Annotated in this window: 16 protein-coding genes; 4 read left to right on the forward strand and 12 right to left on the reverse strand. The window is 53.4% G+C overall.

Annotated elements, in window-relative coordinates:
- Positions 1-26: 26 nt before the first annotated feature.
- Both metC and FKW31_RS01355 read right to left on the reverse strand, forming a co-directional pair.
- On the reverse strand, positions 27-1,235 hold the full coding sequence (metC, locus tag FKW31_RS01350; RefSeq protein WP_035351405.1) for a cystathionine beta-lyase: 1,209 nt from the start codon (positions 1,233-1,235) through the stop codon (positions 27-29).
- Complete coding sequence (locus FKW31_RS01355) at positions 1,232-2,173, reverse strand: sulfurtransferase (protein ID WP_150177280.1); 942 nt, start codon at positions 2,171-2,173, stop codon at positions 1,232-1,234. Before FKW31_RS01355 ends, metC begins: the two co-directional genes overlap by 4 nt.
- 69 nt (positions 2,174-2,242) lie before the next feature.
- Between FKW31_RS01355 and FKW31_RS01360 the strand changes: the two genes are divergently transcribed.
- Both FKW31_RS01360 and FKW31_RS01365 read left to right on the forward strand, forming a co-directional pair.
- The gene (locus FKW31_RS01360; protein WP_006115266.1) at positions 2,243-3,334 is read left to right on the forward strand and encodes an AI-2E family transporter; all 1,092 of its coding nucleotides are present in this window, start codon (positions 2,243-2,245) and stop codon (positions 3,332-3,334) included.
- On the forward strand, positions 3,331-4,014 hold the full coding sequence (locus FKW31_RS01365) for an endonuclease/exonuclease/phosphatase family protein (protein ID WP_006115267.1): 684 nt from the start codon (positions 3,331-3,333) through the stop codon (positions 4,012-4,014). Before FKW31_RS01360 ends, FKW31_RS01365 begins: the two co-directional genes overlap by 4 nt.
- A 3-nt stretch (positions 4,015-4,017) precedes the next feature.
- On the opposite strand, the gene cls is transcribed toward FKW31_RS01365, so the two are convergent.
- Positions 4,018-5,445 (reverse strand): cardiolipin synthase, encoded by a 1,428-nt coding sequence (gene cls, locus FKW31_RS01370; RefSeq protein WP_035351401.1) that lies wholly within the window; start codon positions 5,443-5,445, stop codon positions 4,018-4,020.
- Here cls and FKW31_RS01375 point away from each other — a divergent pair.
- On the forward strand, positions 5,444-5,893 hold the full coding sequence (locus FKW31_RS01375) for a YraN family protein (protein WP_193562020.1): 450 nt from the start codon (positions 5,444-5,446) through the stop codon (positions 5,891-5,893). The genes cls and FKW31_RS01375 overlap by 2 nt on opposite strands.
- 59 nt (positions 5,894-5,952) lie before the next feature.
- Here FKW31_RS01375 and FKW31_RS01380 read toward each other — a convergent pair whose 3' ends face one another.
- The 9 genes from FKW31_RS01380 to purB form a co-directional block, all read right to left on the reverse strand.
- Positions 5,953-6,270, reverse strand: coding sequence for a hypothetical protein (locus tag FKW31_RS01380; RefSeq protein WP_089178941.1), 318 nt, complete (start codon positions 6,268-6,270; stop codon positions 5,953-5,955).
- A 72-nt stretch (positions 6,271-6,342) separates the two neighbouring features.
- The gene (gene grxD / locus FKW31_RS01385) at positions 6,343-6,681 is read right to left on the reverse strand and encodes a Grx4 family monothiol glutaredoxin (protein ID WP_006115271.1); all 339 of its coding nucleotides are present in this window, start codon (positions 6,679-6,681) and stop codon (positions 6,343-6,345) included.
- 27 nt (positions 6,682-6,708) lie between these two features.
- Positions 6,709-6,939 (reverse strand): BolA/IbaG family iron-sulfur metabolism protein, encoded by a 231-nt coding sequence (locus FKW31_RS01390; RefSeq protein ID WP_006115272.1) that lies wholly within the window; start codon positions 6,937-6,939, stop codon positions 6,709-6,711.
- A 27-nt stretch (positions 6,940-6,966) separates the two neighbouring features.
- On the reverse strand, positions 6,967-9,171 hold the full coding sequence (gene purL, locus FKW31_RS01395; protein WP_150177284.1) for a phosphoribosylformylglycinamidine synthase subunit PurL: 2,205 nt from the start codon (positions 9,169-9,171) through the stop codon (positions 6,967-6,969).
- A complete protein-coding gene (purQ, locus tag FKW31_RS01400; protein WP_035351398.1) occupies positions 9,168-9,869 on the reverse strand; it encodes a phosphoribosylformylglycinamidine synthase subunit PurQ in 702 nt (233 codons plus the stop codon). Before purQ ends, purL begins: the two co-directional genes overlap by 4 nt.
- On the reverse strand, positions 9,866-10,237 hold the full coding sequence (locus FKW31_RS01405; RefSeq protein ID WP_035351396.1) for a Rap1a/Tai family immunity protein: 372 nt from the start codon (positions 10,235-10,237) through the stop codon (positions 9,866-9,868). The genes purQ and FKW31_RS01405 overlap by 4 nt, the downstream gene beginning before the upstream one ends.
- Positions 10,234-10,476, reverse strand: coding sequence for a phosphoribosylformylglycinamidine synthase subunit PurS (purS, locus tag FKW31_RS01410; RefSeq protein ID WP_063354001.1), 243 nt, complete (start codon positions 10,474-10,476; stop codon positions 10,234-10,236). The genes FKW31_RS01405 and purS overlap by 4 nt, the downstream gene beginning before the upstream one ends.
- A gap of 28 nt (positions 10,477-10,504) precedes the next feature.
- Entirely contained in the window at positions 10,505-11,272 is a 768-nt protein-coding gene (gene purC / locus FKW31_RS01415) for a phosphoribosylaminoimidazolesuccinocarboxamide synthase (RefSeq protein WP_003630621.1), read from the reverse strand.
- A gap of 153 nt (positions 11,273-11,425) precedes the next feature.
- Positions 11,426-12,775, reverse strand: a complete 1,350-nt coding sequence (gene purB / locus FKW31_RS01420) for an adenylosuccinate lyase (protein ID WP_012812894.1) — start codon at positions 12,773-12,775, stop codon at positions 11,426-11,428.
- A 171-nt stretch (positions 12,776-12,946) separates the two neighbouring features.
- On the opposite strand from purB, the gene FKW31_RS01425 reads away from it, so the two are divergent.
- Positions 12,947-13,558 carry a TerC family protein gene (locus FKW31_RS01425; protein WP_150177286.1) on the forward strand — a complete coding sequence of 204 codons (612 nt, stop codon included), beginning with the start codon at positions 12,947-12,949 and terminating at the stop codon, positions 13,556-13,558.
- Positions 13,559-13,564: the final 6 nt, after the last annotated feature.

Raw genomic sequence — 13,564 nt, forward strand, 5'->3', positions numbered from 1 at the left:
GGCTGTGATAGCTATGGTTTTCTTGGTTACTTACCGGGTAGCACTTGCAGGCCTTGTTCTAGATCAGCAATCAGATCATCCGGGCTTTCCAATCCAATCTGAAGGCGGAAGGCGGGGCCGTCCTGCACAGGGGATTCACTGCTTCGGGTAATGCCGCCAGTAGTCGGCAGAATCAGGCTTTCATATCCGCCCCAAGAGGCGCCAATGCCATACATATTCAAGGCATCAATCATGCGCTGCATATCTTGCGCTGTGTAATCGGCTTTCAGCACAACGCCAAATAGGCTGCCTGCTCCGGTAAAATCGCGTTTCCAATATGTATGGCCGGGGCATTCTGGTAATGCAGGGTGCAGCACGCGGGCCACTTCCGGCCGGGTTTGCAGCCATTTGGCAATCTGCAAGGCAGATTTTGCCTGCTGGGCCAACCGCACGCCCATAGTGCGAAGGCCGCGTAGCGTAAGCCAACATTCATCTGGCCCGGCCACTTGCCCCATCTGAATGGCCGCATCGCGCAAGGTATGCCACAGGCGCGTGTCCGCAACGGTAATGGCCCCTGCAATGACATCTGAATGGCCTGCCGGGTATTTTGTAAGCGCCTGAATGGAAACATCTACACCATGCTTGAATGGCGCAAAAATGCCAAAGCCCCATGTATTATCAAAAAATAACAAGGCCCCATGCGCATGGGCAATTTCTGCCAGCATGGCAACATCCTGCACCTCAAACGTGTGGCTGCCGGGGCTTTCTGTAAACACCACGCGTGTATTGGGGCGCATCAGGGCGGTTATGGTTGCGGCATCCGCGCAAGGTGGAAAATAGGAAATTTCCACACCAAAGCGCTTGAGCATGTTTTCTGCAAAGCGTCGGGTTGGGCCATATACGTTATCGGCCAGCAGGCAGTGATCTCCTGCTTTTAGAAAAGCCAGAAGCGGTGTGGTGCAGGCAGCCAAGCCAGAGCAGACAATTTGTGTATCTGTACCGCCTTCTATGGTTGCAATAGCCTTTTCCAACGCGTGCTGGGTGGGAGAGCCCATAGCCCCATAAATACTCACATGCTCATATCGTTTGCGGCCTGTTTGCTGCATGGCGTCCAAGGACGGAAACACAACGGTAGAGCCACGTTCCAGAGGCAGGTTTACATAAGTTCCTGCCTCTGCCGCTTGTGGGCGGGCAACATGGCTGAGGGAGGATGCCAATTTCAGCCAACCGGCGGAAACCCTGTTTTCGTCTGTCATGCTGTGTGTTCCACTGTTACGGGCGCATTGGGGAAGCTACCCCATTCTGCCCAAGATCCATCATACAAGGCGCCCATATTAAGCCCGGCGATAGCCAGACCTGCCGTGAGCACTGCTGCTGTCATACCAGAGCCACAGGTGGTTATGGGGGCATCAGATTCCGTAATACCTGCTTGCGCAAATAGAGCGTGCAACTGTTCTGGGGATAAAAACTGCCCTTTTGTATTCAGCAGGTTTTTATACGGCAGGCTGCGTGCGCCTGGCATGTGGCCAGAGGCAACATTGGGCCGTGGTTCTGGGGTTTCACCATAAAAACGGGCAGCGCTGCGGGCATCCAGAATAGGGCGTGTATTGTGTTTTACAACATCCAGCACGTCTCCTAACCCTACAATACGCGTATAGCATGTGCGTGGCTGATAGGGCGCGGGCAACGCTGCGCTAGGGGCTGCTGCTTCTGTTGGGTGCCCACCACGTACCCATGCTAGCAACCCACCATCAAGAATAAAGCTGCGTTCATGCCCAAACAGGCGTGTGAGCCACCACCCGCGGCAAGCCGATGCAACATTGCCCTGATCATAAAAAACCACTGTATCTTGCGCGGTTACGCCCAGCCTGCCGAACAGGTGGCTAAACCGCGCAGCAGAAGGGGCTGTATGCGGCAATACGCTTTCTGGGTCAGAAAACAGTTCGATATCAAAATACCGGCTGCCGGGAATATGCGCTGAAGCAAAGCTTTGCTGCGGGTTAATGGTTTCTCCGGGCAACAGAGCGGTGGCATCCAGCAGATGCACACCGGGCGTACCAAGCATTTCAGCCAGTTTTTGTGTGGAAATAAGAGGTGACATATCGGCTGCCTGACCCATTGTGATTTTGAATATTCTACGGTCAAGATCACACAGCCCTGTCTGGCTGGCAAACAAAACATCATGGTGCGTTATGTTGGCTGTGCATAAAGAAGTTTTGTTTTCACACCAGACAAAAACCGGATTTCATGATTTAATGGCGGAATGGCAACTGGTCAGCCCGCTTCTACCGAACGCATCATGCGGCTGCTGCTTTTGGGCGGCATTACGTATGGGTGTGTGCTGGTGCTTGCACCCTTTTCTTCCGCCCTGTTATGGGCGGGCGTGCTGGCCTATACAACGTGGCCATTGTTCCAGCATTTGCGGCGGCGCATGGGGCCAAATGCGGCCAGCCTGACTATGACAGTGCTGTGCGCTGTAGGCGTAGTGTTGCCGTTGGCATTTTTGGCATCTGCCTGCGTATCATCCGGCCCGCGCTGGGCGCGGCAGGTTATGGCGTTTGTTGGCACTATTCATGAACTGCCTCCCCTCCCCCATTGGATAACATCGCTGCCCGCATTTGGGCCTGATATCAGCCATCATTGGGAACGCTGGAGCCGCAACATCAGCTCTGTGGGGGATGAACTGCGCCCCTATGCGGGTGAGATTATTCAATCTCTCCTTGAAGTGTTGATGCGCATGGCCAATGGAGCCCTGCATCTGGTTATGGCGCTGTTTATTGCCTTCTTTTTCTGGCTGAGCGGCCCCATGTTATGGGATACGGTGCAAGCCGTTATGGTGCGTATTGCAGGGCATCAAGCTGGGCGGCATCTGCATATAGTGGGCAGCACAGTACGCGGAACAGTATATGGCATTTTAGGCACCGCGATCATACAGGGTATTCTCACAGGTTTGGGCCTGTGGCTGCTAGGAGTTGGAGAAGCCGTTATTTTGGGTGTGCTGGCGGCATTTCTGGCGGTTTTTCCCATAGGTGCTCCTTTGGTGTGGATACCTGCCGCGCTATGGCTGTTTGGTATGCACCACCCAGGAAAAGGCATTTTACTGCTGCTTTATGGTGTTTTGATTATATCAGGGGCAGATCACCTTATTCGCCCGCTGTTTATTGCACGCGGCAGTAAGCTTCCTTATTTGCTGACAGTGCTGGGCGTCATTGGCGGCCTACTGGCCTTTGGTGGTGTAGGCATTTTTCTGGGGCCAATTCTGCTGGCTATAGGCTTTACACTCACAACAGAATTTGCAGCGGATGAAGCCGCGCAACCTCTTGCGCAGGATGAAAAAAGGACTCTGACATCATGAGGCGTCCACTCTCTCGGCTGGTTGAGTTTGCGCGTCGCAAGTCAGCCCATTCCTTTGTGTCCTGTGATATGGAGGGCGTGCGGATTATCAGTTGGAATCTGTTGCGGCGTACCGGGGCAACAGTGCATGACATTGCTGCCCTTATTGAGGCCGAAAAGCCCGATGTGCTGCTTATGCAAGAGGCCACAATAGAAATAGATGTGCTGCCAGATGTTATTGGTGGCCACTATGCGCGTAATCCGCAACCGGGGCGTATTCATGGTGTGGCGTGCTGGAGCCGTATTCCGTTTGCGCGTGCGCCCAGAGCTTGCACCATTCCTTCTGGCCCACTGTTTAAGCGCCATGCCCAGATTATTGAGTATGAAAATTTTTCTTTGGCCAATGTACATCTGTCTCATGGGCAGATGTTGAACCGTAAGCAGTTGCGGCGCTTGGCCACACTGCTTTCTCCCCCATGTGCCATTCTGGGGGACTTCAACCTGTTAGGCCCAACATTGGTGCCGGGCTTTAAGGATGTAGGCCCAAAGGCTCCTACGCATCGGATGGTAGATCTTCTGCCTATCAGAATTGACCGGTGTTTGGTGGAAGGCATGCAGTGTTTAAGTGCGCGTGTTCTGCCGGTTTTTGCCTCGGATCATCGGCCTATTGCGGTTACTTTGCGGCCTTTGATCGGGTTGTAACTTTTACAAATAAGGCATGAACAATCTGGCAAACGCATCGCGGATCTGGATGATTTTGTTGCGGTTATCCAGATCATAATGTGTAAGCCGTTTGTTGCGGTGCTTGGTAATGAAGTCATCCAGCATTTCAGCCAATATGGTATCGTATATTTCCATATTGATTTCAAAATTCAGCCTCAGGCTGCGAATATCAAGGTTGGAACTGCCTACAAAAGACCATGCTCTATCCACCACCATCAGTTTGGAGTGATTGAAAGGCGGATTTGCCAGCCATACCCGCACCCCTGCGTTCAGCAAAGGTGCAATATTGGCTGCACAGGCCCAGTCCAGCGGGAGATGATTGCTCTGGCGGGGTATAACCAAATCAACCTGCACGCCCCGTAGGGCCGCTAGGCCCAGTTCGGACATCAGGCGTTGGCCCGGTAGAAAATAAGGGGTCATCAACCTTACGTTTTTGCGGGCCAGCGTAATGGCCTGCAACATGGTGTATTCTATTTTTTCCAGATCCGTATCTGGCCCGGCCGTTACAATACGCGCCAGTGATTCGCCCGTACTTTTATGCTCCTGAAAATATAGGTCGCCATGTAGGCGCTCCTGCGTGGTAAAATACCAATCCCATGCGGCAGCTTCGGCCAACTGGCGCACAACCGGGCCTTCTACTTTAAAATGCGTGTCTGATACTGGGTGCTTGGGTTTACGGGAGACCATGTTTTCATCGGCAATATTTAGGCCGCCCAGAAAGCCAATACGCCCATCTACCACCAGAATTTTGCGGTGATCTCGCAAATTGATAAAAGGCATCCGCCACGGCAGCAGAGAATGCATAAAGCGTGCGCACGGTACCCCCGCCCGGCGTAACCGATGATAAAGCGGTGAAAGAAAATAGCCGCTGCCGATGCCATCAACCAGCACACGCACCTGTACGCCGCGTTTATGGGCTGCAACCAGTTTATCTGCAAACAGGCCGCCCACTTTGTCATCTCTGAAAATATAGGAACACAGCAGTATGCTCTTGCTGGCGTGTTCTATGGCATCCAGCATATGCGGGTATGCGCCATCTCCATCATGTAGCGGAATAATGGAGTTGCCCCCTACCAAAGCGCGACTGCTGAGCTTGCCCACCATAAGCGCCAATGGGGCAAACTGCCCTTCCAGCTCTCTGTTCCAAGATGAAGGTTGCTCTGTTTCCAACCGCCGGGGGGAGCGATCTCCTACCAGTTTTTTGGCCAAGCGGGTAACGCGGTTGATGCCGAACATTAGATAAAGTGTTGTGCCCAACAGCGGCATAAAAACACATGCACCTATCCACCCAATAGCGGATGCCGTGTTGCGTTTTGTAAGTAGAATGTGCAACCCGACAGAAACAACCAGCACAAACCTGATAACTGTAAGCGCAAGCGTAAAGGGTGAAATGGACAAGTCTGGCAACATGATAGGTAAAATGCTCACACAAAATGGGCTGGGCTATAAGATACCGAACAAAGTAGCTGCAAAACAGGGATCAGCATTTTTACAGAAACAAAGAAGCGGCAGTGTTGCTTACATGCAAGGCGTAGCTGCTGAACAGCAAGCCTGCGACTGGCTAGAGCAGGACGGATGGACTGTGCTTTTGCGCAGAGCCCGCACCCACCGCGGCGAAATTGATATTGTGGCCAGTAAAGCAGCAGTTCTGTGTTTTGTGGAAGTAAAAAAACGGCGTTCTATAGAAGACGCGTTGGTAAGTTTACAACCAGCGCAACAGCGGCGTTTGTTCCGCGCTGCGGAATGCCTGCTGCAAAAACATCCGTATTGGCAATACGAAGAAATGCGTTTTGATCTGTTTGTATTTGATGATGCAGGCAGAATGGAACGGTTGGAAGATATTATCCGCCAAATGTAAAAAGGCGCTCCTGAAATAGGAACGCCTTTAAAACGTAAGTGGGTGTAAAAGAGAAAAGATCAGGTGCGGTGGCGGCGCTTTACACTATGTGCAGAAACGGCATGCGCAGGATGGTAGCTTACAAGGCGCACCATGCTATGGGCTTTACCATGCTGCGCAGCGGCCAGAACAACACGGTGTGAAGACTTGGCCGCAGCAACGTGCCGCACATGATGCACAACTGGCGGCGGCGCTGCTGTAAGCGCCGCAAAAGTCAGCTTACTGGCTTCCAGATCAGAAATAATGCGTTCTGCCCGAGCAGAGGAAGATGTGGTGACTAACCCTACGCCAAGTGCTGTAAGAGCAAGAGCGCCACGTACAACCGCAACTCGTTTCATTAATCTGATCCCAACCTGTTTCTCTTTTCTTCAGGAACTATACAGCCCCTTCCCCACTTGACAACCTAAAAATCAGGCTGGGGCGTTACAAGGAATGTTTTTTTCCTTGAACAGGTTTTGGAGTTCGCCGGACTGATACATTTCGGTAACAATATCACACCCGCCAATGAATTCCCCTTTTACGTAAAGCTGCGGAATTGTCGGCCAGTTTGAGAAATCTTTAATACCCTGACGGATGCCCGGATCAGCCAGAACATTTTCGGTTTTGAAGGGAACGCCAAGGTGCTGGAGAATCTGCACTACGCGCGCAGAAAAACCACACTGAGGGAAATCAGCATCCCCTTTCATGAACAGCATGACGGGGTTGGCTTCAATATCCTGCTTGATGCGCTGCTGTGCTGTGTCTGTCATGGTCTGATATCCTTAAAAGCTAAGTGATTAGGGAGCAGAAGTTGTAAGCGCCAGCGCATGCAGCTTGCCGCCCATGTGGCCCTGCAGGGCCTGATAGACAAGCTGATGCTGCCGCACGCGTGAAAGACCCCGGAAGGCTTCGCTCACCACGGAACAGGCATAATGGTCACCATCCCCTGCCAGATCATCAATCTTGATCTGGGCATCCGGAAAAGCCTGCCGGATATAGGTTTCGAGTTCTGTGGCGGACATTGCCATCGGTCTGCTTCCTTCCCGCTTGTTTTGTTAGTTGCCCATCAGCGTCGGGAAAAACGCTTCATGGGCTGTTTTTAGGCGTGCTGCGGATATGGTGACGCCGCTTGGCAGAATCAAATCATTTCCGCCTGAGCGCGCAATAATACGTGCAGGCACCCCGGCGGCCTTGGCGCGTTCACACAGGGCTTTGCCATCTGCCACACATGCCAGATAACGGGCCTGATCTTCCCCAAACCAGAAAGCTTCTGGCCGGATGCCGGAATCTGGGCTTTCCAGTTCACACCCAATGCTGCTTGCCATCACCATTTCTGCGGCGGCAACCATAATGCCACCATCAGCAATGTCATGGCATGCGGTAATGGTGCCATCCAGAATGGCGCTGCGCACAAAGTCACCATTGCGTTTTTCAGCAGCCAGATCGACCGGCGGCGGCGCGCCAGCTTCCTGCCCAAGGATTTCACGCAGCCAGATGGTCTGGCCGAGTTCACCTTTGGTTTCACCAATTAGCACCACATCAGATTCTGGTTGCATACCAAGGCCAACAGCCTTGTTCACATCATCCAGAACGCCCAACGCACCAATGGCGGGTGTGGGCAGAATGGCGGTGGTGGAGCCATCTGGGTTACGTGTTTCGTTATAAAGAGACACGTTACCGCTGACGACCGGGAAGTCCAGCGCTGAGCAGGCTTCCCCCATACCTTCAACCGCAGCCACAAACTGGCCCATGATTTCGGGTTTTTCAGGATTAGCAAAGTTTAGGTTATCCGTTACGGCCAAGGGGCGTGCGCCGGTGGCTGTAAGGTTACGCCATGCTTCTGCAACAGCCTGTGCACCACCTGTTTTAGGGTCTGCCTGACAGTAGCGGGGCGTGCAATCGGTGGTAATGGCCAGACCAATGTCTGTATCTTCCACCTTTACAATAGCTGCATCAGCAGCGCCCGGACGGCGGACTGTCTGCCCCCCTACGGTGCTGTCATACTGGTTCCATACCCATGCGCGGGAGGCCAGATCTGGCGAACCCACCAGCTTGAGCAGCGTGGCATCCAAAGAAAGAGGTGCATGCACGCCTTCCAGCGGAGCTGGTGCCTTGGGCGGTGTTGCTGGGCGATCGTAAATGGGGGCCTGTTCTGCCAATGGGTCTAGCGGAATATCAGCTTCCAGCTCCCCTTTGTGCTTAACGACGATGTGGCCGGTGTCTGTCAGATGCCCGATAATGGCAAAATCCAGTTCCCATTTTTCAAAGATCTTGCGGGCCACGTCTGTCCGATCAGGGCGCAGCACCATCAGCATGCGTTCCTGGCTTTCAGACAGCATCATTTCATAAGCCGTCATGTTCGGCTCACGCTGCGGTACGGCATCCAGATCAAGCTCGATACCCACGCCGCCCTTGCCTGCCATTTCTACGGAAGAAGATGTCAGACCAGCAGCGCCCATGTCCTGAATAGCTACAATGGCATCTGTTGCCATCAGTTCCAGACAGGCTTCAATCAGCAGCTTTTCAATGAAGGGGTCACCCACCTGCACTGTGGGGCGTTTGGAAAGTGCATCTTCATCAAACTCAGCGGAAGACATGGTGGCGCCATGAATACCATCACGCCCTGTGCGGGAGCCCACGTACACAACCGGGTTGCCAACACCAGCCGCAGCCGAAAGGAAGATGCGGTCCTTACGGGCCAAGCCAACCGTCATGGCGTTTACCAGCGGGTTGCCATCATAGGCCGGATGGAAGTTAATTTCCCCGCCTACCGTGGGTACGCCAACACAGTTGCCATAGCCGCCAATACCACGCACCACACCATCAATCACGCGGCGGGTAACGGGGTTTTCCGGGCTGCCAAAACGCAGGGCGTTCAGGTTGGCAATGGGGCGTGCACCCATGGTGAACACATCGCGCAGAATACCACCAACACCTGTAGCCGCACCCTGATAGGGTTCGATAAAGGATGGGTGGTTATGGCTTTCCATCTTAAAGATGGCGGCATAGCCCTGCCCAATATCTACCACACCAGCATTTTCACCGGGGCCATGAATAACCCACGGCGCTTTGGTTGGCAGCGTGCGCAGCCATTTGCGGGAGGATTTGTAGGAGCAGTGTTCCGACCACATCACGGAGAACACGCCCAGCTCTGTCAGGCTGGGGGTGCGGCCCATAATGGACAGCACACGACCGTATTCCTCGGATGTCAGCCCGAATTCACGGGCAAGAGATTCATCAACGGTTACAGGCTTATTCACCGGACTACAGCCTCCACCAGACCTTGGAATAGCGGCAGACCATCTTCACCGCCCATCAGAGGATCAACCAGATCTTCTGGATGAGGCATCATGCCGCAAATGCGTTTGTTTTCGCTAAGAATGCCCGCAATGCTGTTAACGCTGCCATTGGGGTTACTATCGGCATCATCAGCCTGCACGTTGCCTTTGGCATCGGCGTAGCGAAAAGCCACAAGGCCTTCGCCTTCAAGCCGTTCCAGCGTGGCGATATCTGCCGTGTAATTGCCATCACCATGTGCCAGCGGAGTGCGGAAGACATCGCCCTTTTTCCACTTATGGGTGAAAGGCGTATTTTCGGCCTCAACCTTCAGGTAGCAGTCCTGAGACAGAAAGCGCAAATTGGCGTTGCGCAACAGCGCACCGGGCAGCAGCCCTGTTTCTGTTAAAATCTGGAAGCCGTTGCAAACGCCCAAAATATGGCCACCCTTCTGGGCGTGGGCTTTGATAGCCCCCATGATGGGAGAATGCGCGGCCATAGCGCCACAGCGCAGATAATCGCCATAGCTAAAACCACCTGGCAACACGACCAGATCGGTATCTCCCAGATCTGTTTCATGGTGCCAGATCATGCGCGGGGCCTGCCCTGTAACACGCTTAAGGGCAATGGCCATATCGCGCTCCCGGTTCGTACCGGGGAATACGATAATTGCTGCTTTCATTTTTTCACACTGCACGGATAAGAGGCATGCAGGGCGGCAAAAACACTTTCACCAACCGGCTTGTCCAGCGTTTCGGAATGCGCTTTCAGCCAAGCAAGAACCTTGGAGCGCATTACGGGCATGGTTTCTGTAGTAGGCACACAAAAACCAGCAGGCGCGGATGGATCACCCTCGTTCCGATCATTGATTTTGGAAAGAGAGACACCATCCGTCAGGCCGCCAATATAGGCATCGCAAATGCCAGCGCTGGTGGGGCGTGTGCACAGGCGGGCAAAGTTACCTGCCTTCATGGGTGCAATGCGCTGGGCATGGGCAAAGCCCGGTGCCGCACATGCCAAGGCCAGTGCTACAAGGAGGGTGCGCTTCATTCCACCACCTCTACAGCGTAATCTTCAATCACCAGATTGGCCAGCAGGTCACGCGCCATGGCATCGGCTTTTTTCTGGGCTTCTTCGGCTTTAGCGCCGGGCAGATCCAGTTCAATCACCTTGCCCACGCGCACATCCTGCACGCCTTCAAAGCCAAGTGTTTGCAATGCGTGGCTGATGGCCTTGCCCTGCGGATCCAGAACACCGTCCTTTAGCATGACGGTTACACGTACCTTCATTTTCAAGCTCCCGTTGCCACCAGCGTGGTTACTGAACCGTTTCCGGCCCTTTCATATCTCCGCCTGCCCCGTTTTCTGGCAGGATACCCATGCGGCGCGCCACTTCCTGATAGGCTTCTTTTACGTTGCCCATATCGCGGCGGAACCGGTCTTTATCCAGTTTTTCGTTTGTGTGCATATCCCACAGGCGGCAGTTATCGGGCGAGATTTCATCCGCCAGCACAATCTGCATATCTTCGCCTTCCCAGATACGGCCAAACTCCAGTTTAAAGTCTACCAACTGGATGCCAATACCGCTGAACAGGCCGCACAGAAAGTCATTTACCCGCATGGCCATGCCGGTAATTTCTTCCATATCGTGCGGGCAAGCCCAGCCGAAGGCGATGATGTGGTCTTCTGAAACCAGAGGATCACCCAGCGCATCATTCTTGTAATAGAATTCCACAATCGGGCGTGGCAGGCGCTCACCTTCGGGAATATCAAAGCGTTTGGAAATGCTGCCAGCGGCAATATTGCGCACAACCACTTCCAGCGGAATGATTTCCACTTCCTTCACCAACTGCTCACGCATGTTGATGCGGCGGATAAAGTGCGTGGGAATGCCAATTTCCTGCAACCGCAGCATCAGAAATTCACTGATACGGTTGTTCAGAACGCCTTTCCCGGTAATTACGCCGCTTTTTGCGCCGTTCCCTGCTGTGGCATCATCCTTGAAATATTGCACAAGGGTGCCAGGTTCGGGGCCTTCAAAAAGGATTTTGGCTTTACCTTCATAAAGCTGACGCCGACGGGCCATGATGATCCTTACCTGTCGAAAAAGGGTAAGCCAGTTCGGGCAGAACTGGCTATTATTCAAGGGGCCAGCCAGTACGGCCCCTTATATGCTAAATATGGTTCATAGCAGGCTTCCGGGTAGGAAGATATATCCTGCTATGACAAGGGAGCCTGCTTACTGGCGGGGCCCTGTTTCACCAAAGATTTTTTCGTACTGGGTATCCAGCGCCTTCAGGTGCTGGCGGCTATCCATTGCCGCGTCCAGAACGTCTGGAGAGATACGGCCAGAAATTTCCGGATCTGCATCCAGATTTTCACGGAAAGTTTTGCATTCTGGCGTGCCCAGTTTGGTCCATGTTTCCATGGCGTTACGCTGCACGATCCGGTAGGCATCTTCTCGCGAGAGGCCAGCTTTGGCCAGTGCCAGAAGCACTTCGCCGGAATGTACCACACCGCCAAGACTTTCAATGTTAGCGGCCATGCGGTCTGGATACACCAACATTTTGGAGATCATGCCGGACAGGCGCACAAGGGCAAAATCCAGCCCGATTGTGGCATCTGGGCAGATGTTTCGTTCTACAGAAGAATGGCTGATATCGCGTTCATGCCACAGTGCTACGTCTTCCAGTGCCGGAATAACGGCGGCCCGTACCAGACGAGCCAGCCCCGTAAGGTTTTCGGTCAGCACCGGGTTGCGCTTGTGCGGCATAGCGGAAGAGCCTTTCTGGCCCTTATGGAAGAATTCTTCTGCTTCACGCACTTCAGAACGCTGGAGGTGGCGTACTTCAATTGCCAGACGTTCAATACCGCTGGCAATAACAGCCAGAGCACAGAAATAAGCAGCATGCCGATCACGCGGGATAACCTGCGTAGAAACGGTTTCCGGTTTCAGGCCCAAGCGTTCTGCCACGTAGGATTCAACGCGCGGGTCTAGATGTGCATAGGTGCCAACAGCGCCAGAAATAGCACAGGTGGCAATTTCAGCGCGTGCGGTTTCAAGCCGTTCTTTGTTACGGGCAAATTCTGCGTAATGGCCAGCCAGCTTTAGCCCGAAAGATGTGGGTTCGGCATGAATGCCGTGGCTGCGGCCAATGGTGAGAGTGTGTTTGTGTTCGAAAGCGCGTGTTTTCAACGCATCCAAAACACCATCCAGATCTTTCAACAGCAGGTCTGTTGCCTGCACAAGTTGCACGGCAAGGCAAGTATCCAGCACATCGGATGATGTCATGCCCAAGTGCACAAAGCGGCTTTCGGGGCCAACCTTTTCTGCCAGCCATGTCAGAAAGGCAATAACATCATGCCGGGTTTCGGCTTCAATTTCATCAATGCGGGCCAGATCGGCATCAGAAAAAGCGGCCATTGCGGCATCGCCCTTTTCGCGCACCACCTTGGCGGCTTCCTTGGGCACGGTGCCATATTCAGCCATGGCTTCACACGCCAGCGCTTCAATTTCAAACCAGATGCGATAGCGGTTTGTGGGAGACCAGATGGCGGCCATGACGGGGCGAGTATAACGCGGCACCATAACGCAGAATTCCTTAACCAAAAAAATAAAGCCAACAGGTGGCGTCTCTCTAGCGGATTTCGTGCCTTTCGTCTGCCCGCAAAGCGGAAAACTTTGACTTTTTGTGTTCCTTCCCGAAACTGCCGCCTTTTCGGGCGCATTTTGCCCCTTGTTTTTCGAATCGGAGCTTACGTGAACGGCTTTCTAGATTCCTTCAGCCTGACAGCATTTGTCGCCTTTTTGCAGGTTGTGCTGATTGATGTGACACTGGCGGGAGATAACGCCGTTGTTATTGGTATGGCGGTGCGGTCTCTTTCTGGCGCACAGCGGCAGAAAGCTATTCTTGCCGGTGTGGGGCTGGCGGCCATTATCCGTATTTTGCTGGCTCTGGTGGCTGTGCGGCTGTTGGAGATTGTGGGCCTTACGCTAGCCGGTGGCTTTTTGCTGCTTTGGGTATGCTGGCGCATGTACCGCGAAATGCGGGAAAACCACGCAAATGACGATACAGGCCCCGCACCCCCAGGAAGTTTGGGGAAGGCTATTTTCCGTATCCTGATAGCAGATTTATCCATGAGCTTGGATAACGTGCTGGCTGTTGCCGGTGCTGCGCGAGAGCATCCGGGTATTTTGATAGCAGGCTTGGCTCTTTCCGTACTGCTTATGGGGTTGGCGGCTTCTGTTATTGCGCGCTTGCTGGATAAATATAAGTGGATTTCCTGGGTTGGCCTGCTGATTGTTCTGGCTGTTGCCATAGAACTGATAGTTAAAGGTGGTGGCGAAGTTTGGGGGCATTTGTCCCACTGATTTTTG

The sequence above is a fragment of the Acetobacter sp. DmW_136 genome (assembly GCF_008690365.1).
Lineage (GTDB): Bacteria > Pseudomonadota > Alphaproteobacteria > Acetobacterales > Acetobacteraceae > Acetobacter > Acetobacter oryzifermentans.